The organism is bacterium (genome assembly GCA_027622355.1).
In the GTDB taxonomy this organism is placed as follows: Bacteria; UBA8248; UBA8248; order UBA8248; family UBA8248; genus JAQBZT01.
The window spans coordinates 1-22,182 of sequence record JAQBZT010000004.1 but is presented as its reverse complement, the minus strand read 5'-3'; the positions used below and the strand labels follow the sequence as shown (position 1 = coordinate 22,182).

The 22,182-nt window shown below is 60.3% G+C and carries 21 protein-coding genes; 11 read left to right on the top strand and 10 right to left on the bottom strand.

Annotated features, from left to right (window positions below; translation table 11 throughout):
- The first annotated feature begins 2 nt into the window (after nt 1–2).
- From O2807_00670 to O2807_00655, 4 genes are read left to right on the top strand one after another with little or no spacing between them, the layout of a single operon-like run.
- Nucleotides 3–269 (top strand): hypothetical protein, encoded by a 267-nt coding sequence (locus O2807_00670; GenBank protein ID MDA0999014.1) that lies wholly within the window; start codon nt 3–5, stop codon nt 267–269.
- A gap of 13 nt (nt 270–282) precedes the next feature.
- On the top strand, nt 283–1,554 hold the full coding sequence (locus tag O2807_00665) for a 4Fe-4S dicluster domain-containing protein (GenBank protein MDA0999013.1): 1,272 nt from the start codon (nt 283–285) through the stop codon (nt 1,552–1,554).
- 12 nt (nt 1,555–1,566) lie between these two features.
- Nucleotides 1,567–2,340 (top strand): molecular chaperone TorD family protein, encoded by a 774-nt coding sequence (locus tag O2807_00660; protein MDA0999012.1) that lies wholly within the window; start codon nt 1,567–1,569, stop codon nt 2,338–2,340.
- 12 nt (nt 2,341–2,352) lie between these two features.
- Complete coding sequence (locus tag O2807_00655; GenBank protein ID MDA0999011.1) at nt 2,353–3,909, top strand: ethylbenzene dehydrogenase-related protein; 1,557 nt, start codon at nt 2,353–2,355, stop codon at nt 3,907–3,909.
- 96 nt (nt 3,910–4,005) lie between these two features.
- On the opposite strand, the gene O2807_00650 is transcribed toward O2807_00655, so the two are convergent.
- The 6 genes from O2807_00650 to O2807_00625 form a co-directional block, all read right to left on the bottom strand.
- On the bottom strand, nt 4,006–5,661 hold the full coding sequence (locus tag O2807_00650) for a b(o/a)3-type cytochrome-c oxidase subunit 1 (GenBank protein ID MDA0999010.1): 1,656 nt from the start codon (nt 5,659–5,661) through the stop codon (nt 4,006–4,008).
- Nucleotides 5,662–5,676: 15 nt separating this feature from the next.
- Nucleotides 5,677–6,156, bottom strand: coding sequence for a cytochrome c oxidase subunit II (locus O2807_00645; GenBank protein MDA0999009.1), 480 nt, complete (start codon nt 6,154–6,156; stop codon nt 5,677–5,679).
- A gap of 267 nt (nt 6,157–6,423) precedes the next feature.
- Entirely contained in the window at nt 6,424–8,124 is a 1,701-nt protein-coding gene (locus tag O2807_00640; GenBank protein ID MDA0999008.1) for a methylmalonyl-CoA mutase family protein, read from the bottom strand.
- A 4-nt stretch (nt 8,125–8,128) separates the two neighbouring features.
- Nucleotides 8,129–9,088 (bottom strand): methylmalonyl Co-A mutase-associated GTPase MeaB, encoded by a 960-nt coding sequence (gene meaB / locus O2807_00635; protein ID MDA0999007.1) that lies wholly within the window; start codon nt 9,086–9,088, stop codon nt 8,129–8,131.
- Nucleotides 9,089–9,091: 3 nt separating this feature from the next.
- On the bottom strand, nt 9,092–10,513 hold the full coding sequence (locus O2807_00630; GenBank protein MDA0999006.1) for a phenylacetate--CoA ligase family protein: 1,422 nt from the start codon (nt 10,511–10,513) through the stop codon (nt 9,092–9,094).
- Between the two features lie 33 nt (nt 10,514–10,546).
- Nucleotides 10,547–10,963, bottom strand: coding sequence for a cobalamin B12-binding domain-containing protein (locus tag O2807_00625; GenBank protein ID MDA0999005.1), 417 nt, complete (start codon nt 10,961–10,963; stop codon nt 10,547–10,549).
- 398 nt (nt 10,964–11,361) lie between these two features.
- On the opposite strand from O2807_00625, the gene O2807_00620 reads away from it, so the two are divergent.
- Nucleotides 11,362–12,294: an exopolyphosphatase gene (locus O2807_00620; protein ID MDA0999004.1), complete on the top strand. Its 933-nt coding sequence runs from the start codon at nt 11,362–11,364 to the stop codon at nt 12,292–12,294.
- 82 nt (nt 12,295–12,376) lie between these two features.
- Here O2807_00620 and O2807_00615 read toward each other — a convergent pair whose 3' ends face one another.
- Entirely contained in the window at nt 12,377–13,258 is an 882-nt protein-coding gene (locus O2807_00615; GenBank protein MDA0999003.1) for a DMT family transporter, read from the bottom strand.
- Between the two features lie 155 nt (nt 13,259–13,413).
- On the opposite strand from O2807_00615, the gene O2807_00610 reads away from it, so the two are divergent.
- From O2807_00610 to O2807_00600, 3 genes are all read left to right on the top strand, one after another.
- Nucleotides 13,414–14,592, top strand: a complete 1,179-nt coding sequence (locus O2807_00610; protein ID MDA0999002.1) for an acyl-CoA/acyl-ACP dehydrogenase — start codon at nt 13,414–13,416, stop codon at nt 14,590–14,592.
- 73 nt (nt 14,593–14,665) lie between these two features.
- A complete protein-coding gene (locus O2807_00605) occupies nt 14,666–15,817 on the top strand; it encodes an acyl-CoA/acyl-ACP dehydrogenase (GenBank protein ID MDA0999001.1) in 1,152 nt (383 codons plus the stop codon).
- Between the two features lie 149 nt (nt 15,818–15,966).
- Nucleotides 15,967–17,703 (top strand): CocE/NonD family hydrolase, encoded by a 1,737-nt coding sequence (locus O2807_00600; GenBank protein MDA0999000.1) that lies wholly within the window; start codon nt 15,967–15,969, stop codon nt 17,701–17,703.
- Between the two features lie 95 nt (nt 17,704–17,798).
- On the opposite strand, the gene O2807_00595 is transcribed toward O2807_00600, so the two are convergent.
- Nucleotides 17,799–18,716, bottom strand: a complete 918-nt coding sequence (locus O2807_00595; protein MDA0998999.1) for a dienelactone hydrolase family protein — start codon at nt 18,714–18,716, stop codon at nt 17,799–17,801.
- A 129-nt stretch (nt 18,717–18,845) separates the two neighbouring features.
- On the opposite strand from O2807_00595, the gene O2807_00590 reads away from it, so the two are divergent.
- The 3 genes from O2807_00590 (at nt 18,846) to O2807_00580 (ending at nt 20,911) form a co-directional block, all read left to right on the top strand.
- Nucleotides 18,846–19,214, top strand: coding sequence for a hypothetical protein (locus tag O2807_00590; GenBank protein ID MDA0998998.1), 369 nt, complete (start codon nt 18,846–18,848; stop codon nt 19,212–19,214).
- 311 nt (nt 19,215–19,525) lie between these two features.
- Nucleotides 19,526–20,410 carry an alpha/beta fold hydrolase gene (locus tag O2807_00585; protein MDA0998997.1) on the top strand — a complete coding sequence of 295 codons (885 nt, stop codon included), beginning with the start codon at nt 19,526–19,528 and terminating at the stop codon, nt 20,408–20,410.
- 111 nt (nt 20,411–20,521) lie between these two features.
- Complete coding sequence (locus tag O2807_00580; GenBank protein MDA0998996.1) at nt 20,522–20,911, top strand: response regulator; 390 nt, start codon at nt 20,522–20,524, stop codon at nt 20,909–20,911.
- Between the two features lie 8 nt (nt 20,912–20,919).
- On the opposite strand, the gene O2807_00575 is transcribed toward O2807_00580, so the two are convergent.
- Together O2807_00575 and O2807_00570 are read right to left on the bottom strand one after the other, a co-directional pair.
- Entirely contained in the window at nt 20,920–21,072 is a 153-nt protein-coding gene (locus tag O2807_00575) for a hypothetical protein (GenBank protein MDA0998995.1), read from the bottom strand.
- Nucleotides 21,066–21,800: a hypothetical protein gene (locus O2807_00570; GenBank protein ID MDA0998994.1), complete on the bottom strand. Its 735-nt coding sequence runs from the start codon at nt 21,798–21,800 to the stop codon at nt 21,066–21,068. The genes O2807_00575 and O2807_00570 overlap by 7 nt, the downstream gene beginning before the upstream one ends.
- Nucleotides 21,801–22,182 lie beyond the last annotated feature (382 nt).

Here is a 22,182-nt window from a genome sequence, read left to right as displayed (position 1 = left end):
CGATGCCAAAGGATGAATTTGATCACGAAGATCCGATGGAACTCGTCTCCATCCCCTTGCCGGATGCGGAAGCGGGCGCGGAGCGGGAGATGGTGCGCTGTCTGGCGGAGGAGTTCGTACGGATGGGGCACAGGGACGAGGAAATCCTGGAAATGTTCCGCAATCCGTTCTACTCGGTGCCTCACGGCGTGTATCTCGCCCAAGGGGAAGGGATCGTGAAGGAAATGATTGCCGAAGCCCGGGCCAGCTGGTTCCCGGTTTACGAATAAGGGAGGAGAGAACATGCCTCAGGTCTATAACTGGCAGCTTGGGCGGAAGATGGAGTATCCCTACGAAGAGCGTCATGCCGCGCAGCAATTCGCGTTTGTCTTCAACATCAATCGTTGTATCGGTTGTCAGACGTGCACCATGGCGTGCAAGTCCACCTGGACCTTCTCCAAGGGCCAGGAGTACATGTGGTGGAACAACGTCGAAACCAAGCCCTACGGGGGCTATCCGCAGAACTGGGACGTGAAGTCGCTCCAATTGCTTGAGGAAGCCAACCCTGACAAGCAGGCGTGGGATGCGACGCAAAATGGCGCCCGGCGCCCCTATGGGACTTACAGTGGGATGACCATTTTCGAGGCGGCGCACCGGCGGATCGGGCCCGAGGGTCCGCAGCGCGTTCTCGGCTATCTGCCGAGTGATGAGGAATGGCGTTTCCCCAACATCGGCGAGGACACCGCGAAGGGACCCAAGGGCGTCCGAGGCCTCTACAACAAAGAGGGCGCGAATCTGCCCGAGCACAAAAGCTGGTTTTTTTATCTCCAGCGCATTTGCAATCACTGCACCTATCCCGCGTGCCTGGCCGCGTGCCCCCGGAAGGCCATCTACAAGCGGCCTGAAGACGGCATCGTTCTCATCGACCAGGAGCGCTGCCGCGGCTACCGGAAGTGCGTGGAGGCCTGCCCGTACAAAAAATCCATGTTCCGGGTGGACACCCGCACGAGCGAGAAGTGCATTGGCTGCTATCCGCGCATCGAGGGAAAGGAAGCGCTCTCCAACGGGACCCCGTGGGAGACCCGTTGCATGACAGCCTGCGTCGGGAAAATCCGGATGCAGGGGTTGGTCAATATCGATCAAAATTCGGGCGAGTGGGCGGATGACCCGCAAAATCCCATCTATTTCCTGGTGAAGAAGGAAAAAGTGGCGCTGCCCCTTTATCCCCAATTCGGGACGGAGCCGAACGGCTACTACATCCCGCCGCGCTGGGTGCCGCGGCCCTACCTGCATCAGATGTTCGGGCCGGGAGTCGATCAGGCGATCGAGCGCTATGCGGCGCCCTCGCGGGAGCTTCTCGCCGTGATGCAGCTCTTCCGCGCTCAGCAAGCCATCGTCTTCCGCTACGAGATCAAGGAAGGCCCCAAGGTTTTCGAAACGAAGATCAACGGAAAGCCCTGGGCTTTGTTCAACGACACGGTTATTGGCTACGACAACAAGGGGAAAGAGATTGTGCGGCTCACCATCGAGGAGCCTTTCCAGAGGCGGCCGGCCGAGCGGCCCAACAGCATTTAAGGAGGAGCGCGGATGAATCCCACAGTTTCCCGGGAGGTGATGCTCCCCCTGGCGAGGAGCCGCATCTATGCCCATCTCGCCGCCTGTTTCCGGTACCCGGATGAGACGACCTGGGCCGAGATCGCGGGAGATGAGGCGCGCGGCACGTTCGCTGACGCGTGCGCGCAGCTCGCCGAGGGAAAAGAGTACCGCTGCTTGCGCCGTTACGCGGACGGCCTTCCCCTGCGCGATACGAACAGCCTCAAAAAATTCGAGCTCTTTTATCAGGAGGTCTTCGGCCACACCATATCGAAGCTATGTCCTCCCTACGAGACTGAGTATGGAAACATGCACCTTTTTCAGCAGTCGGATTTTCTTTCCGATTTGGGAGGATTGTACCGGGCCTTTGGTGTGACTCCGCAAGAGGGAAAAGAGCGCTCCGACCACATTTCCATTCAATTGGAATTCCTCTACCTCCTTTCTTTCAAGGAAGCCCACGCGCTGAGAGAGGAAAAGAAAGACGAGGCGAAGATTTGCCGCGATGCCCAGGTCGCTTTCCTGGAGGATCACCTCGCCAGATGGGCCCCCATTTTCGCCGCACGGCTGGAGCGCAAAAACCCGGAGGGAATTTTTTCGGCGGCTGCCCGCTTGCTCGGTGATTTCATCAAAGCGGAGCAAAAGGCGCTTGCCGCCGATCCGGAATTGGTGCCCGACGTTTCCCGCGGAGAGTTTCTTCCGATGGCGTCCGATGAATGGGATTCCACGGAATGGCAAGTTCCTGGGGGAGCCGCATCCGATCTTCATTGAGAGGGATGGCCGATGAAATTTAAAGACATTCTCATGGCGGGGACTTTGATCCTCGGAATTCTGGGTTTTGCCGCGACGGCCGTTGCCGCGAAGCTTGTGCTCGACCCGCAACTCGTCTCCCGCGGGAAAGCGGTGTATGGGCGCGAATGTGCGATCTGCCACGGAATTTCGGGCAAGGGGGACGGCGAGGCGGCATATCTTCTCTTCCCGGGGCCCCGGGATTTTACGTCGAAGATTTATAAATTCCGAAGCACGTTCCAGGGAGAACCACCCAAGCGTTCGGATATCGTTCGCACCCTCAAGCTGGGGCTTCCGGGCTCAACCATGCCGAGTTTTATTTCCATACCCGACAACGATTTGCAGGCGGTGGCCGAATATGTCCTGTCGTTCTCTGGTTTTGAGGAGAGGGCCGAGGAGCTTCCCAAACTGCCGGCCAAGGTCCCGCCCGTGTCGAAGGCGTGGCTCGTGAAGGGAAAGGCGGCCTACCTGAAATACGGATGCAACAAATGTCATGGTGACAAGGGAGACGGCAAGGGGGAAAGTGCTCCGACGCTGCGGGACCACAAGGGGCGGCCGATCCTGCCCAACGACTACACGCGCGGCGTCTTCAAGGGAGGCGGCGACCCCGTATCCATCATGATGCGCGTCATGACGGGCATCGAGGGGACTCCGATGCCTTCTCATGGCGACATTCTGGAGAAGCAGGAGGATCTGATAGCGCTCGCCCATTATGTGCGCCGTTTTTCAAAGGGACGCGATTTTTGGCAGCCCGGGACAGGTGTTATTCCTGCCCACAAGATGCAGGGCAAAGTTCCGGTCAAGGCAAATGACAGGCGATGGGCCCGGGCCGTTCCCGTTTCAATTCCGATGATGCAGCTTCACAACGACGGGCGCCCGCCTCTCGAAGTGGAGGTGCGGGTCATTCACGATGAGACGAACATTTCTATTCGCCTCGAATGGGCCGATTCGACGCCCGACAGGACAATCCTCACAACCAAGTCTTTTGGGGATGCCGCGGCGATCCAATTTTCGCTTCGCGAGAAGTCTCCGCCTCTTTTCGTCATGGGGTCCGCCGACAACCTGGTGAACATCTGGTACTGGAACGCGGCGATGGGCCGCCGGCATGTGGGTGTTGAAGCGAAATACAAGGGCATGGCGGTGGACGATTATCCGTTGACAGGCCGTGTTTACCCGCGGAAAGAGATGGGTCATGCGAAAATCGCCTCCACCGCCGCGACGCGCGCGCCTTTCATCTCGGCATGGGCGGCCGGGAATCCCACTTCTTCTCCCCGCCTTGCCCGTCCTGTGATGGATCTCAACGCCATCGGGTTCGGCACCCTCCAGCCGCAAGGGCCGGAGGGGCAAAATCTGAAGAGTTCGGAAAGTTGGCTGAGGGGAGGCAAGTGGCGGGTTGTTTTCACCCGGACGCTTGAGAGTGGAGAGAAAAACGATGTTCAGCTTCTGCCCGGGACAATTCATCCGATTGCCTTTGCGGTCTGGGACGGCAGCCGAGGGGATCGGAACGGCCAGAAGTCGGTGACAACCTGGTACAACCTCCGTATCGAATAGGCGGAAGATTGAACCGGACTTCAGGGCCCCGGCGAAAGCCGGGGTCCTTTTTCGTATGCTCTTTTGGAAGTCGGCGCGCTTTGTCTCGGGAAGGGTTTACCACACCCGGAAGGCCTGAATGTTGAACGGGGTAGTCGTGGCCAGGCGGAGAAGAGTGGGCCCGTAGGCGAGCGCGATGAGCACCACGGTGGCGGCCACCCATGGGGTGAGCCGGGCCATGATCGCCGGCGCGTCCTCGGGGCCGGAGAGTGATTCGGCGAATTCCAGTTTTTCCGTTGAAGGCGCCCGGGAGAGCCAGATCGTCAAGGCAAGGTTCAAGAAGTAAAGAAGCGCGCTGATGAACAGAATCGTCCCCCCGATTCCCACCAGCGGGAGAACAGGTTTCCATTCTGGCTGCATGTAGGGAACGGCGCCGATCATCGTCCGCCGCGGCATCCCCATCATTCCCAGGCGGTGGAGCGCGTTCGAGAAGATGATCATCCCGCCGAACCAGAGCCAGGCCTGGGCGAGTGCCAGCCCTCTGCTCCAGAGCCGCCGCCCGCTGATCATCGGCACCAGCCAGTAGGTGATCCCCATGAAGGAAAGCGTGACGGCGCCGCCGACCGTCAGGTGAAAATGTCCGACAACCCAGGCGGTGTTGTGGACGAGAAGGTTCATGGAGACCGAGGCGTTGATGAGTCCGCCGATTCCCCCGAAGACGAAGATGAGCATGGAGAGCACTTGGGCCGCGAGCGAGGGGTCTCCCCAGGGGAGGCGGAGAAACCAGGCGAGATACCCCTTTCCGCCGCGCGCCCTTGCGCCGCTTTCCAGCGAGGCCACCACGTTGAAAAAGGTCAGCAGGCTCGGGAAAAAGACCCCGAACGTGAGGAAGGCGTGAAAAAACTTCCAGCCCTCTTGGATGCCTGGGTCGGTGAACTGGTGGTGGAAGCCCACCGGTATCGAGAGCATCAAGAACAGGAGAAAGCTGGCCCGCGCCATGGGATCGCTGAACAGGCGCCCGCCCGCCTGCTTCGGGACGATGGTGTACCAGGAAACATAGGCGGGAAGGAGCCAGAAATAGACGATGGGATGGCCGGTGAACCAGAACAGCGTTCGCGCCATCAGCGGGTTGGTCCCCTGCACCAGCCCCAGCGACCAGGGGATCATCATGAAAATCATCTCGGCGGCGATGCCGAGGGAGGCGATGGTCCACATGACGAATGTGATCAGGGACATGAAGGCCGGAAGCGGGGTGCGCGAGCCGGGGTTGCGGCGCTTCCACTCGCGCACGCAGAGCGCAAGGTGAACGGTGACCAGCCAGGTTCCGATCACGACCAGCGTGAGGCCGATATAGAAGGCCCAGTGCGCCTTCATCGGCGGATAGAACGTGAAGAGGACGGTTGCCTCATTGAGAACGAGAGGGATCGCCGCGAGGATGAGGCCGCCGGTCATGAACCAGAAGGTGAACCACCCGAAGGCGAGGCGGACGGGCGGAGCATCAAGCGCGCGGGCGGTGATGAACCACAGGAATCCGCATATGAAAAACGTTGTCCAGACGAGAACGTTCAATACGCCGTGAATGCTGAGGCCGTGGTAGTAGGAGCGGATCACGGGCTGGAGGGCGGGGTAGAAATCATGGCCGCCGTAATTGAGCGCCTGAAAGAGACCGGTGACGACGCCGCCGAGGAGGGCGATCATCGAGACGATGAGGTAGGCGCCCGTCAGGCGGTTTTCAGCGAAGGAATCGGTTTTCGTCGTTTCCGGATTCACCATGTGTTTTCCTGTACCCTATTTCACGATAACCTTGCCCCACATCGTGTGATGGGCGGCTCCGCAATACTCGTGACATAGGAAGGGGTATTCGCCGGGCTTGTCGAAGAGGGCCTTGGCCCGCGCCACCTGGCCCGGCAGGAGCATGAGATTGATATTGGCGCCTTTGATGAAGAGCCCGTGTACCACGTCCTTGCTGGTCGCGATGAACTCGACGGTAGAGCCGACGGGGACGGTGATTTGGCCCGGAATGTAGAACCAGATGCCGGCCATCATGTGAACCTTGTATTGCTTGTCTCCGACCTTGAAAACTCCGAGCTTGTTGAAGGGGGCCGTCTGGCTGATTTTTGCCGGGTCAATCACGCCCTCGACCCCGGGCAAGTGAATCCCGTGGCCGAAAGTGGTGTAGAGAAGGAGCCCGAGCATCGTCACGGGGAGCAGGATGCTCGGCAGAATCCACATCAGCTCGTATTTGTAGACGGAGGACGACCCCTTCATCTTTTCAGCCCGCCCACAGCTTGAGGTAGGCGTTCGCCCAGAGCAGCGCCAGAATCACGAGAAAGATCAACATGAAAGCCAGGGCGCCCTTGGGTTTTGGATGTTCGTCCATGCGTGTCTCCCGCAGATAAAACTGTGTAGCCATTCGGGATGCAGGCTGCTCCATAAATATAGGGGCCTCGGACTCATTTTTTCAATTGCCGGTCCCTTTCGCCCGTCAGGATTCAAGAAAGACGGATTTGCGGCAGGCTCTCCATCGCGGATCGCTCAAATCACCGCCGTCTCGCGGTAGGTTCCCCAGACACTCCTGAGGGCTTCGACGATCTCGCCCATGGAGGCCATTGCTTTCACCAGTTCGATGGTAATGGGCATGATGTTTTCGCCCTCCCGCCGCGCCACGCCCTTGATCTCTTCGAGAAGCCGCGAGACCCGGCCGTTGTCCCTCTCCCTGCGGACGCGCTGAAGGTTTTCGATCTGGCTGCGCTCCGTCTCCATGTCGTAGGGGTGGATCTCGATGTGGGTCGTTTCGTCATCCTCGACGTATTTGTTGACGCCGATGACGGGCCGCTCGCCACTGGCCTTGCGGAGTGCGAAGTCATACGCTGAGTCGCCCATTTCCTTTTGAAACCAGCCGTCCTCGATGGCCTTGATGGTGCCGCCCATTTCGTCCACCTTTTCGAGAATGGCGAAAATTTGTTTCTCCATTTCCGTCGTGAGTTGTTCGACAAAATAGGAACCGCCCAGGGGATCGATGACCGATGGGATGTTGGTCTCGTCCGCCACCACCTGCTGTGTTCTGAGCGCCAGCTTCATGGCCTCCTCCGTGGGGATGGCGAAGGCCTCGTCCAAACCGTTGGTGTGCAGGCTCTGGGCGCCGCCGAGCACGGCCGCGAGGGCCTGGTAGGCGGTGCGAATCAGGTTGACCTTGTACTGCGGCTTGGTCAGCGTCGCCGCCGCCGTCTGGCAATGGAACCGCAGCCGCATGGATTCGGGATTTTCGGCGCCGAAGCGTTCTTTCATGATTTTCGCGTAGACGCGACGGACCGCGCGGAACTTGGCAACCTCCTCGAAGAAATCGGCCTGGCTGACGAAGTAAAAGGCGAGCCGCGGCGCGAATTCGTCCACCTTCGCCCCGGTCTTTGTCACTTCCTCCACGTAGGCGATGGCGTTGGCCATGGTGAAGGCGGCCTCCTGCAGCGCCGTCGCGCCCGCCTCCGATATGTGATAGCCGGAGATGTTGATGGGGTTGTATCGCTTCATGTGCTTCGCCGTGTAGAGGATGGTGTCGCGGACGATTCGCATGGAGGGGCGGACGGGGTAAATCCATTCTTTTTGAGCGATATACTCCTTCAGGATGTCGTTCTGAATGGTGCCGGAGAGTTGGTGGAGATCGTCGCCGCGCTTCTCCGCGAGGGCGACGTACATGGCGAGCAGGATCCAGGCGGTGGGATTGATCGTCATGGAGACCGAAATCTTGGTCAGATCAATGCCATCGAAAAGGGCTTCCATGTCGCTCAGGGTGTCCACCGCCACCCCTTCCCGGCCCACCTCGCCGTGCGACATGGGATGGTCGGAGTCGTAGCCCATGAGGGTCGGCATGTCGAAATCGGTGGACAGGCCCGTCTGTCCCTGGGAGATGAGATACTTGAAGCGCTCGTTGGTGTCGGCTCCCGTGCCGAAGCCGGCGATCTGCCGCATGGTCCACAGCCTGCCCCGGTACATGGTCGGGTAGGGGCCGCGTGTGAAGGGATAGCGGCCGGGGAGGCCGATGTCCTCGATCGGCGTTTCCGCCGCATCGAGCGCGGTGTAGATGCGCTTCAGGGGAAGGCCGGAGGCCGTCTCGAATTTCTCCCGGCTCTCGGGCTGGCGGGAGAGGAAGGAAGCCAGCTCGTTCGCCTCCCAGTCGCGGACGTCCTGTTCGATTCGCGCGGGGACCTCTCTCTCGGTAGCGCCGCTTCCCTCTGTCATCGCTTCAATCCTTGTAGAAGGCGGCGAGCAAATCCATCGCCGCGGTATAGGGGTCCATCTCGCGCGCCATCACGCGCTCGATCACCTCTGAAAGCTTGCCCTCCCGCTGGGCCGTGAAACGGCTTCGCAGGACTTCTTCTGCGGTCTTGAAGATCCGCATCTCGACGATTCGCCGCCGGCGATCTACCCCGTCCGACTCCTCCAGGTGGGCTTTGTGATCAATGATCGCCGATAGCAAATCGCCGATCCCCTCATTTCGCTCGGCGCTCGTCGGCAGGACGGGAACCGCCCAGTCCGACTTCTTGCCGATGGCGGTGTCGAGGGCCAGCATGGCCTTCAAATCGTTGAGTACCTTGTTCGCGTCGGGGCGGTCGCACTTGCTGACCGCGTGGATGTCGGCGATCTCCAGGATGCCGGCCTTGATGGATTGAATCTCATCCCCCAGGCCGGGCGCCGAGACCACGATCACCGTATGGGCGGCCTGCACGATATCCACCTCATCCTGACCGACGCCGACGGTTTCCACCAGCACCACATCGAAGCCGGCGGCGTCCAGAATGTCTACGGCATCCAGGCTGGCCTGGGCCAGGCCGCCCATCACTCCGCGCGTGGCCATGCTGCGGATGAAGACGCCGGGGTCTGAGGCGAGCTCGTTCATGCGCACGCGATCGCCCAGGATGGCTCCGCCCGAGAAAGGGCTCGAGGGATCGACGGCAACGATGCCCACCTTGCGGTTGCTCTCCCGGATGGCCCGGGCGAGCGAGCGGGCAAGGGTGGACTTGCCGCTCCCGGGGACCCCCGTCAGACCCACAACGTGCGCCTTGCCGGTGTGGCGGTATATCTCGGCCAGGGCGGGGCGGCACTCTGGCGCGCCCGCCTCGGCCCGCGACATCATCCGTGCGATTCCCCGCACGCGGCCGGCGAGGACCTCGGAGACCAGATCGTTCGAAGGAGTGAGGGCCACGGGCTAGCGCTCCATCTTCTGCTGAAGCGAACGGAAGAGATCGCGGTCGTCCACTACCCGCCGCGCCTTGAAGTCGGTACGCGGGATTGCCCCCGGCTCCACCACCTCGACCCGGGCACGGACGCCCAGCACCCGCTGGAGATCGCTCTCCGCCCTGCGGCGCAGCTGCCCGAGGGCCTCCTCGCCCGCTTCGTAGACGGCTTCCTTCGCGTCCATGCGCACCAGCAGCTCGTCCATGGCACCCTCGCGGGTGATGATGATGCGGTGCTCGCCGCCGTAGTCCGGTATCTCGTTAATCACCGAATCGATGGCGCTGGGGTAGATGTTCTCCCCCCGGATGGTGAACATGTCGTCGATGCGCCCGTATATGCCGTTGGGGAGGCGCGGGTAGGTGCGCCCGCAGGGGCCCGGTCCCGCCTCCCAGTGGGTGAGATCGCCCGAGACCAGGCGGATCATCGGCTGGGAGGTGCGCTCCAGGTGGGTGTAGACGGGCGTGCCCCGGCTGCCGTAGGAGACGCGGGCGTAGCTCCCCGGATCGCAGATCTCGGTGTAGATCATGTCCTGCCAGAGCATCATGCCCTCGGTCTCGTAGCTTCCGGCCAGATTCATCCACGGCGTCATCTCGGCCATGGAGCCGCAGTCGATCACCCGCGCCCCGTAGGCTTCCTCGATGCGCTGGCGGATGCTCGGGACCGAGGCGCCGGGCTCGCCCGAGAAAAACATCACCTTGAGCCCGAAGTCCCTGGGGTCGAGCCCTTCCTCGCCGGCGACCTCGGCCAGATGGAGCGCATAGGAGGGGGTGCCGTAGAAGGCGGTGGGCTTCGAGAGGTTCAGCCACATGGCGGCCCGCGCCGTCATGCCCGCTGCCCCGGCCCCGAAGGGAAAGCACTTGGCGCGCAGCCGCTCGGCGCCGAGGAGCGTCCCCCAAGAGCCCATGTAGAGGCTGAAGATGGCGGCGATGAAGACCACATCCCCCGGCCGGATACCCATGCCCCACATGACTCGTGCCTGGTTGTTGGCGATAACGTTCCAGTCGTCCCGGCCGATGGCGAAGACGGTCGGCCGGCCGGTGGTGCCGGAGGTGCCGTGGATGTGGTGCACTTCCGACTCGGGGATGCACAGATAATCGCCGAAGGGCTTGGCCCTCTCCTGGGATTCGCGGAGTTCGGCCTTGGTCACGACCGGCACCCGCTCGAAATCCTCGAGCGAGCGGATGTGGTCGGGGTGAATCCCCGCCTCGTCCCACTTGCGCCGGTAGAAGGGCGCGTGGGCGTAGGCGTATCTCATCACCTCGCCCAGCCGCTTGACGATGGCCTCTTCGCGCTCGCCGGCGGGCATGGTCTCGCGCCCCGGGAGCCAGTACCGGCTGGAGGGGTCCGGCACATAGTCCGGATCGTAGCGGGGCGGAAAAGACCAAAATTCCACTTCGGTGCTTTCTCCTGCGGTAAAGGGCTTTGCCTAGCGGGGGCCGCGATCGGCAACAAGCCGTCTCAAGGTTTCGACGATGGCCGCGGGCGGGGTGTCCTGCAAAAGAACTTCGCTGACGCCCTTTCTTTTCAGCTCGGCCACGTCATCATCCGGCATCACGCCGCCGGCGACCACGACGATATCCGCGGCGTCGCGCTCTTTCAGCATGTCGAGAATGTGCGGAATGAGCGTCATGTGGGCACCGGAGAGCAGGCTGATCCCGAGCACATCCACATCCTCCTGGACGGCGGCCTCCACTACTTCTTCTGCCGATCGGTGGAGGCCGGTATAGATCACCTCCATGCCCGCATCGCGCAGGCACCTGGCCACCACCTTGACGCCGCGGTCGTGACCGTCGAGCCCGACCTTGGCCAACAGGACGCGGATGACGCCGGTCTTCTCTTTCATGGCCCCCTTACTCCTGGGTTGGATTGAGGAAAAGTTGAATCTCTGGCTAATTTTGGCCGTGGGTCAATTTGCACAATGGACCCATGGTGTCATTCCGAAGGAGCGCAGCGACTGAGGAATCTGCTGTGGAAAAACAGATTCCTCGTGCCGGGCACCCCGGCGAATCTCCGATTCGCGGGAGGCCCTCCACCGGGAGGCCCGTCTCCGGGAGGCCCGTCTCCGGGAGGCCCCCCACCGGGAGGCCCGTCTCCTGCGCTCGGAATGACAAGAGAAACAAGCAAACTGATCCACTATCTTAATTTTGTATAATTATCACAATACTACTGCTATATTGAAACGATAACACGCGGAATCGAGTTTTTATACTTCGCCGGCAGGCCATAAGAGAGGACTTCATGATGACTTCCGAGAAGAAATACCGCCTGGTAACGCGCAGCGATTTCGACGGGCTGGTTTGTGCATCCCTGCTGAAGGAAATCGACTTGATCGATGAGATCAAATTCGTGCACCCCAAGGACATGCAGGACGGGAAAATCGAAATCACCGGCGATGACATCACCACGAATCTGCCCTACGTCGAGGGCGTCCATCTCGCCTTCGACCATCATCTCAGCGAGACCGAGCGGGTGGAAAAACATGAGAATCACATCATCAATCCCAAGGCGCTCTCCGCTGCCTCTGTCGTCTACAACTACTACGGCGGAAAATCCAAATTCCCGCGGATATCCGACGAGATGATTGATGCTGTGGACAAGAGCGACTCCGCCATGTTTCTCAAGAGGGACATTCTCCAGCCGGAGAAATGGGTGTTGCTGAATTTTCTCATGGATGCCCGCACGGGGCTCGGCCGTTTTCGCGATTTCCGCGTCTCCAACTACGCTCTCATGATGGAGATGATCGACTATTGCCGGGAGAATCCGATTGATAAAATCCTGGAGCATCCCGATGTCAAGGAGCGCTCTGATCTGTACTTTGCGCATGAAGAGAAGTTCAAGGAACAGATTCAGCGCTGCACAACCATACATGGCGACATCGCTGTGCTCGATCTCAGAAACGAAGATCCGATCTGGCCCGGCAATCGCTTTATGATTTACGCGCTCTATCCGGAGGCGCTGGTCTCCATCCATGTGATGTGGGGCCTGAAAAAACAGAACACCGTCTTTGCCGTCGGCAAGTCCATCCTCAGTCCGCATTCGAGCTCCAACATCGGACAGCGCATGCTGGAGTACGGGGGCGGCGGCCATGAAGCCGCTGGAACCTGCCAGGTGGAAAACGAAAAGTCAGATAAAATTCTTCAGGAGATTATCGGGAAAATCACCTCTGACGACTAGGGCATGGCTTGGCGCGCCGCGCTGCCATGGAGAGGCGGTGAAGCCGGCCGCCTCCATCGGACGGTGCGGTGGATGGGGCGCATCAGAAAGCATTCCATGTGATGATGGCGCCTCCGAGAACGATGAGTATCGTTCCCCCGAAGATCCACACGGTCACGCGCTCGACGCCCCTGAGAAACAGCCAGCTCACCCCCAGGGAAAACAGCGGGGCCGTCGCAGACAGCGGCGTCACGATGGTCAAATCTCCGTATCGCAGTCCGTAAAAATGAAGTATCACGGAAATTCCGTTTAGTATGCCGGCGGCCGAATAGAAGGTCCAGGCCTTCCGGCGTTTCAACTGGGGACGCTGGTCCGCCGGCAGCAGGCGGGAGAGCGGAAAGAGAAACACGATTCCCGCGGTGTTCATCACCGTGATCGCCACCAGGGGCGAGTCCACCATTTCCACCCCCAGTTTCCGGAAAACATGGGAGAAGGAAAAGGCGATCACCCCGACGATGGGAAGCCAGATGTGCTTTCGGTTCCAGCTGGTGTCGTCGGCCTTCTTGCGCGTGATGCAGATGCAGCCGAGGACGATCATCATCGTTCCGGCCAGGATGCTCCATCCCGGCCGCTCCCCCAGTAGCCCGATGCCGAAAATGCTCGCAAACAAAGGCATCGTCGAGGCCAGGGGCATCGAGCGGGCCACGCCCAGGTAGTGAATTCCCGAGAAGTAAAGGACGCGGCCCACCGCAGGCCCGAGGAGCCAGCCGATCGTGAGGTAGAGATAGGCGGCCGGATTCCACCACGCGGGCTCCCAAAGGGCCCAGGTCAGGAGCGCCAGCGGGGGGGTGGTGACGATCAGCCCGATGAGCACCCCGGTGACCGCATTGCCGTAGTTTCCGCCGCGGCCCACGATAACCGCAAAGGTGCCCGTTGATATGGCGGTGGCGATGGAGTAAACGGTGGCAAGTCCGATATCCGTCACGGGAAGGGTTCCAGGGAATGGATAGTTCGTCGCCCAAATCTCATCGCGTTGGCCCTGCGGCGATTCGGCATTCCGATGCGGCAAGAAGACGACAGGCGACCGGCGTCTCGGGTATAATAAGTAACACACTTTCGACAAGATAGCGGAGGGAGTTCGTGCAACCTGATCTGACACCCCGAGAAGCCGAGATGGTGAAGCGCGCCCGGGAAATTGCCCGAAACGACATCCTTCCTGCCGCGGCGGAGCGCGACCGGAATTTCCCTCCGGATGAAGCCTATCCTTGGGAAATTTTGGACAAAATCAGCGCCGCCGGATTGAGGACGCTTACCGTCCCTCAAGAATTCGGCGGTTTCGGGGCGCGCCATCTGGTCCAGGCGATGGTGGCCGAAGAGCTCGCCTACGGGGATCTGGGCGTCGCCGTCTCGCTGGATCAGGTCTATAAATTCACCCGCCTTCTCACCGATGAAACCACGCCCCGGCAGCGGGAAAAATACCTGGATGATTTTCTGGGCGATCCGAGAGCCTTGCTGGCGCTGGCGACGACGGAGCCCCAGAGCGGAACCGACACATTCCTCATGTATGACGCTCCCCGCGCCGGTCCCCGCATGACAGCCAAAAAAGAGGGTGGCGATTTCGTCCTGAACGGGACCAAGCACTACATCTCAAACGGAGGGCTGGCGAAGTACTATTTCATCTTCGCCAGGACGGCTCCCGAAAAGCCCATGAGCGAGGGTCTCACCTGCTTTCTTGTCCCAAAGGGGACCACCGGCTTCACCATCGGGGAGGCCCACAGCAAGCTGGGGCGAAGGCTCCTGCAGAACGGCGAGCTCGTTTTTCAGGATTGCCGCATTCCCGAGGAGAATCTTTTCGGGGACTGGGACGGCGGGCTCTCCATCCTGCGGCGCATGGTGAGCGGGGCGCTGATCCCGGCCATGGGGCCGGCGCGCCTGGCCTACGACCTGGCGCGGCAGGCAGCCCAGGAGACGGGGGCGGGGTCCGAGCAGTGGGTCCAGATGGCGCTGACCGAGATGTATATGCTCATCGAGGCGGCCCGCACTTTTTTGTATTCGGCGGCATGGCATGCGGAAAAACCGACGGATAACTCCAAGCGCCGCCTGATGTCGAAGGTATTCGCCTCCGAGGCCGCCATCAAGGTCTGCCGGATGGCGATGGACATCTGGGGAAAAATGGGCGCCGTCTATCACGACGGCCGCCCGACCCCGGAGAAGTGCTGGCGGGATGTTCTCAGTTACTTGCACGGTTTTGGGACAAATGAGGCCGTGAAGCTCAAGGCGGCACCTCTCCTGGCCCCGGCGGGCGAGGATGAATGGTAGGCAAAAGAGGCCCTGGCTTCATCGCCTGAATGGGTGAGCCGGGAAGAACTCGCCCGGACGAGAGTGGAGATTCATGGATTTCACACTTGATGATACGCACATTGCCCTGCAGCGGATGGCCGGTGATTTTGTTCGCCAGGAAATCGCTCCTCTGGCCGATGCGATCGACCGCACGAAAAAGCCGGAGGAGAGATTTCCTGCGGAGCTTCTTGAGCGGGGAAGCCGGCTCGGGCTCCGCACGCTGGCCGTCCCGGAGGAGAGGGGCGGGGGGGGCGCCGACCTGCTGACGCTCTGTTTTGTCGGCGAAGAGCTGGGCGGGGGGGATTTGGGGATTGCCGTCACGTTTGTGCAGGATTGGTGTGTAGCGCACACGCTGAACAACATTTGCGGAGAAAGCCAGTTCAGATCATTTTGCGCCGGATTCGTGGCGGAGCATGCCGCGCATTTGGCCCGGGTCGAAATTTCCGCGGCGCTCTCTCCCGAGAATCGGATGCCGTATGCGGATCCGGCCGGGCAGGTTCCGGCTTCGGCGATACGCCAGGGGGAGGACTGGATCCTTGACGGATATGCTCCCCATGTCATGAACGGGGCGGCGGCGCGCTTCATGTTGCTCACCCTCGATGCGCCGCCAGAAGATGGCCGGCAAGGGTTTCTCCTCGATGCCCCATCGAGCGGTATCCGCCAGGTGCGGCACTACGATTCGATGGGAATGCGCGCATGTCAGGACGTGGCGTTGGCGTTCGAGAAAATCAGGATTTCGGAAGAAAAAAAAATTTCATGTGACCGGGATGCATGGCGCCGCTCGAATCATGCTTATTATGTTTTGCCTTCCGCGGCGGTACTTGGAACCGCTCGCCGCGCGCATGAACATGCGGTGGCCCATGCCCGCGACCGGATTCAGGGCGGAAAGCCGATCATCGAACACCAAACCGTGGGTTTTATGCTGTGTGAAAACCTGATGGAGATGATCGCGGCCCGTCGCGCCCTCCAGGCCGCCGCATGGCGGGCGGGACAGGGGGACCCCAATATTCAGGAAAGTATTCTGGCCAGAATTTTTGCCTCCGAGGCCAGCGAGCGAATCGCCAGACGCTCCATGGAAATATGGGGCGGCGCCGGCTACATGACGGAAGCGCCCATGGAGCGGCTGGTGCGCGATGTGGTCGCGTTTTTGCATACGAGTGAAACGGTTCATGCCATGCGGGCCCGTGCGATGCGGACGATTTAAATTTTCCCTTCTGAAACTCAGGCTGAAAATTCAACGACTTGCGGAAGTTCTGCCGGGCCCTTCCTTGGTACCCAAAACAACCCAAAAGCGATTAGAATCTATCATCTGCAAAAATACATAACGTCCCAGAAACTCGAGGAGAAAGGGCAATGAGCGACTACAAGAGCGAAGTGCGCGACGGGATGCGAATCGATTGGGATGTGCCCATCAAGATGGACGACGGGGTGGTCCTCCGGGCGGATGTGTACCGGCCCATCGCGGAAGGAAAATATCCCGCCATCATGACCTACGGCCCTTACGCCAAGTGGCTTCACTTCATGGACGGCTATCCCAACCAGTGGAAGGTGCTGAATGAAAAATACCCCGAAGCGTTGTCGGGAACGACGAACAAGTACCAGAACTGGGAGGTGATGGATCCGGAAAGATGGGTGCCGGACGGCTACGCCTGCGTTCGGGTGGATTCGCGCGGAGCGGGCCGCTCGCCCGGCTATATGGAGGTGTTTTCCCCCCGGGAGACCAAGGATTTTCACGATTGCATCGAGTGGGCCGCCGCCTTGCCCTGGTGCAACGGAAAGGTGGGGCTCAATGGAATCTCCTACTACGGGATGAACCAGTGGCAGGTGGCGAGCCTCCAGCCGCCCCATCTTGCCGCGATGTGCGTCTGGGAGGGGGCGGCCGACTTCTACCGCGACCTCAGTCACCACGGCGGCATTCTGAACCAATTCGCCGGCCTCTGGTTTCAGGATACGGTCACGCTCCGACAGCACGGCCGGGGGGACCGCGATTTCCGCAGCCGGATTAACGGGGAGTGGAGTTCGGGCCCCGAAACGCTGACGGACGAGGAGTTGAACGCGAATCGGACGGACTATGGAAAGGATCTGCTCGTTCATCCGCTGATCGACGACTACTGGAAGGCGCGCATGCCCGATTATTCGAAAATCAACGTGCCGCTGCTCTCGGCGGGCAACTGGGGCGGCGTCGGCCTGCATCCCCGCGGAAACATGGAAGGCTATCTCGAGTCAGCCACCCAGCAGAAATGGCTCGAGATACACGGCCTGGATCACTTCACGCACTTTTACACGGACTACGGTGTGAACTTGCAGAAGAAATTCTTTGGCCATTTCCTGAAGGGCGAGAAGACAGGTTGGGACAAGCAGCCCAAGGTCTCCCTTCACGTGCGCCACCCGGGAGAGAAATTTGTCATCCGGGCCGAAAAAGAGTGGCCGCTGGCAAGGACCCAGTGGACGAAGTACCACCTCCAGCCCGCCGGCCTGGGCCTTTCCACAGCGGCGCCCTCTGCGGCCAGCGTGACCTATGACGCCCTGGGAGAGGGCCTGACGTTTTTCATGGAGCCTTGCGGGAAGGATACGGAATTCACGGGGCCCGCATCGGCCAAGCTTTTCGTCTCCTCGGAGACGGAGGACGCGGACCTGTTCCTCATCCTCCGGGTGTTTACGCCGGACATGCGCGAGATCACCTTCCAGGGCTCGAACGATCCGCATACCCCGGTCGGGATGGGCTGGCTCCGTGCCTCGCACCGGAAACTCGATGCGCAGCGCACGCTGCCCTACCGGCCCTATCACGCCCACGATGAGAAGCAGCCGCTTCAGCCCGGCGAGGTGTATGAACTCGACGTGGAGATCTGGCCGCTGAGCATTGTCGTGCCGGCGGGCCACCGCGTGGCCTTGAGCGTGCGGGGGCGGGATTATGTCTATCCCGGCTTCGAGCAGCCGCCCGGCGCCGTCAAAGGCAGGATCTACTCGGGCGTGGGACCGTTCCGCCACAACCATCCGGGAGATCGGCCGATCGGCATTTTCGGCGGGAAGGTGACGCTCCACAGCGGGCCCGGCCGGGAGTCGCATTTGCTTCTTCCGCTGATCCCGTAAGTCCGGCAGGTTTTTCACTGCTTCCTTAAGCGACAAAAAGCGCCCATGGCAGATGCCGTGGGCGCTTTTTTGCGGCGTGCGGATCGAAGAGGGGCCTACGCCTTCATGTGGCGATCGAAGAAGTTGACCACTGTCCGGATGGCCTCCTCCTGGACGGCGTTGATCTCATAGGCGTCGCCGGCGCCGCGGAGGGGGTAGATGTAGCCGTGGCGCGGGTGGTCATAGGAAACCCATTCGACTTCCTTGCCGGCTTCTTTCAGTAAATCATACGTTGTGCGGAAAATACCCTGCAGATGATCCGTGTCCCGGCCCATCACCAGGATGGGCGTCTGGATGGTGCGGATGCGCTCCATGGCGAGGGCCTTGTCGATCCGGGCCCTGACCTTTTCGATTTCGTGCATTTGCATTTCTTCGATGTTGCGCAGCCGGGTCTCTTCGTTCACGGTCGCGGTATGGTCGGGCGTGAGCGCGAGGAATTCATGGGAAGCGGGCTCGCTGGCGACGGCCGCCGCCACGCCGTGGTACTCGGAGGTGATCTTCAGCACCATCTCGCCGCCGTGGCTCATGCCGATCAGGCCGATGCGGTCGGGGTCAATGTGAGGAAGGGTTTTGAGGTGATCGATGATGCAGATTTCGTCTTCGTATTCGAGCGGAGAGCGGTTGAGGAGCTGGCGCCCCTGGCGCATGTCCTCGATGAGCTTGCCGCCGTTGTTGTAGCCCAGCTCGACCTCGGCGCGGTAGCGGAGCCAGACGGCCGCGTAGCCCGCCTCCAGGAGATGCTCCATGATCAAGCCGCGGTTCTGGACGGCATCCCGGATCCAGGCCATGCCGCCGCCGCCGTTGCCGGAAGCGAGGAGGACGACGGGAAACGGCCCCTTTCCCTCCGGCTTCCGCAGCCCGATCGGCGCATAAAGTCCGTCGAGCGTTTCCACGTACATCAAATGGACGGGAAAGGCGGAACCTTCGACCGGTTCGGTGAGCACCACGTTCTCGGGGTCCATGCCTGTCGCCATGTTTTGTCTCCTCAAAAAGGCTTTTCCAGGTGGAGAATTTTATAGCATGATTCGGGGAAATATTTCACTTGAAAAGAGTTTGCCGGAGGAGGATTTTCCGCGAAACCGCACCCATGTTTCCCCTATAATATGAAAACAGCCATTTTGGAGGAGGCATGTCATGAAAAAGGCTCTGGTTTTCGCCGTTGCAGGATTCATCTGGCTTTCCGCGGGGGCATATGCCGAGGCGGCATTCAAAATATCGAAATTCACGGAAATCATGGAATCGGGAAGCGAGCAGGACAAGGCGTCGCTGAAACTTTATTTGTATGGCGTGGGAAAAGGATTCGAACGGGCGAATTCTTATCTCAGCCTGAAAAAATAGCGGACAATTTTCTGTCAGCCGCCGAAGTTCACGACGAATTCGGTTTTTTTCATGGAAACCTTCACAAATTATTTGTTCTCACTTCAAGAGAAGAATCTTCTGGAAACGGTGAAGGAGAAATTCCAACTGATTGAGCCGCTCTTGCTGATAGCGCTGCGGGACAGATTCCCCTGTAGGTGAGGCGTACTTTTCTCTCGTCCGTTTCGGGGCGGGTCAGTTCAATCATCGAGGCGTCCGCACCGGGAACCCGGCACGGTTCCACGCAAATGTTCCTGATAACGCTCTGGTGAAAAAAGATGGGGAGCGCACTTGAATCCTGCTCCGCCCCGGTGGATGTTCCTCTTTGAATGATCGATCCGGCCAAGCCGGGAGAGACTTATCAAGAAGCACTCGAGGGGGCGCTGAGGGGGCTTGCCTCCAGCGGATAAGGGTGAGGGCTGAACGGATGGAAGAGCAAATTCAGTTTTACAGCGACGGTTTGAAATTGTCCGGATTGATCCATGTGCAAGAGGAATGGAAGGGAGAGAAAAGACCGGGCGTCATCGTGATTCACGGATACACCGGCCGGAAGGAAACCTATGTTCCGCCCTATGCGCGCGAGTTGCTGGGCCGCGGATATGTGGTGATGGACTTCTATCACCGGGGATTTGGCGACAGCGAGGGCGTCCCCCTCCGGAACAATCCCGAAGAGCAGGTTCGCGACATTCTCTGTGCGGTGGCGCATTTGCAGAGCCGTCCGGAGATCGACCCGGACCGGATCGGTGTTCTGGGGTTAAGCCACGGGGGGTGTACGGCCATCAAGGCGGCGGCCCTGGATGAAAACATCCGGTGCGTGATTTCCATCGGCGGGCCCGGGAACGGGGAGCGGTGGATGCGCAGCAAGTGGTCTTACAGCGATTGGCTCGACTTCCTGGACAGGTTGAAGGAGGACCGCGTGCGCCGCGTCATCGAGGGGGAGTCGAGGCGCTTCCCCTATCAGGAGATCTCCCCGCCCGGCCGGGCGGAGCAGGAAGCTTTCCGGAAAATGTACCGGCCCGAGGACAAGAACCCCCAAGGGTATCCGCTTGAAAATATTGATTACGCCATGGCGTTCCGGGCCGAGGATTTTGTCCACCGAATCGCCCCGCGCCCGGTTTTGTTCATCCATACCGAACGGGACACCATGGTTCCCCTCGTTGAGGCGGAAAGTCTTTACGCACGGGCGGGCGAGCCGAAAAAACTGCTGGTGATTCCGGGGGGCAGCCATGCCGAAGTTTATGAGGCGATTAACCCCGCCATTTTCCGGATTGCCGCGGATGCCTCGCTGGAGTGGCTCGGCCGGCACCTTTAGGGGTCCGTCATAAAAACCCAGGGAATTGCGGGATTTATTTGAATTTTCCGGCGGAATGTGCTTATATTTCTTTCAGAATTCCGCCCCCCGTATAATATCTGAGAAGCACTTATGACCCGCATTCTTGTTACCGAGTCGAATGACGTCCTGCGCCTTTCGATTCAGAACTCTCTCCGGCGGGAAGGGTATGAAGTGTTCGCCGCCGCGAGCGGCCAGGAAGTGATCGATCTTCTGGCGCGCAACAGGTTTCATCTTCTGATTCTGGACTACGAATTTGAAGGGATGTCCGCGCCGAAAGTTCTCGAGGCGTTGAAGACGGAGGGAGAAGAGCCGCCGCGGGCGATGGTTCTCAGCTCCAATGGCTCCGCCGAGGCGGTTCAGGCCTGTATCCGGGCGGGCGCGAAGGATTTTGTCCTCAAGCCGATTCACGTTTCCTCGCTCGTGGAGCGAGTGGCCAAGCTTTTGCCCAAGCCGGGAGAAAGCGCAACGGGCGTGGCGTAGCCGGCCCGCTATCTCTTCTCCGGGACTTCCGTAGTTTTTTCCTTCAACAAGACGTTTCCCGTTTTTCCGTCCTGCGCGGCGCGGACGAACTCCCCCGGGGGCTTAAGCTTCCCGATGGGAGGGTGATTTTCCGGCGTGGCGTAGCCGAGAAGCGTCAGCAAGAGAAATCCGATGATTGTATACATTTGATCATTTTGACTGCCCAGGCAGCTTCGGGAGCGGGGGCCCCGATTTCGGAGGCCTTTTTCCAGAGTGAAACGGCTTCAGAATTTTTTTGCTGTTTCTCAAACACATAGCCGAGCCAGGCGTAGGTTCCCGCATCCCCGAGGCGGCTCTCGATCAGGAGCCGGAATTCGCGCTCCGCCGCTTGGTATTGGCCGGAAAGGGCAAGCGCGCGTCCAAGAAGGCGGTGGGCGCTCGCCGCGTGGGGCTGGGTGCGGAGTGCGCTGCGCAGCGCGGCGATGGCCTTCGACAGATTCCCTTTGCGGGCATCCGAGGATTGGGATTGTGATTCGAGCAAATAGGCGAACGCCTCGGTCGTATCGCTGAAGGGAGAGTTCGGATCCTGGGCTCTTGCCCGGCCGATCCAGCTCCTCGCAATCTGGAGAAGCGCTTTTTCTTCCTTGGCGGGCGTATCCGCGCGGCCGGCCAACAGGTTCAGATAGCAAACGGCGATGTCATTCATCCTGTGAGCGGACACTCTTGGAGTGCCCGCTGTTCGCTCCGGGGCGCAGAGCGCGCTGAGGGCCACATTGCCCCCATCGCCCGTCCACATCACATCCTGCGGTTTCGTGAGGGTAGCGGCGCAAGCGGTAATCAGGACCGTCAAGGCGGCGAGAAAGCTGGTTTTGAAATGATTTGGCCTGGGTGAAGTATTGTGGTTTCTCATTTTCCGCCTCCACAAAGTAAGGAACAACGGACAGATCATGCCCCATGGGAACATCGAGGGTCAATTCGGAGATTCTCTGCGGGCGCTCCCCCCGGCCGGAGCGCGCCCGGCAGACAGAGGGAAACAGCAGAGCGGTGCGGACGGCCCCGGTTGCAGGGACATCCGGGGGGCCTTGAAGTTCGAAAAAACATGAGAACCGCGAACCGGGAATTACCCTTTGACGGGGGAAGCGGCATGGCGGCGGTTGCGGTTGGCCGCTAGAAATTGAGTTCATTCAGGTTATGGGGCCTTGTTTCCCGGGTTCCATCGGGCCGGATGGATGACATCCAAAGAACCCTTTGATTTTAGAGGGAAAGTTGCTATATGGTAGGCCGCTGTTCAG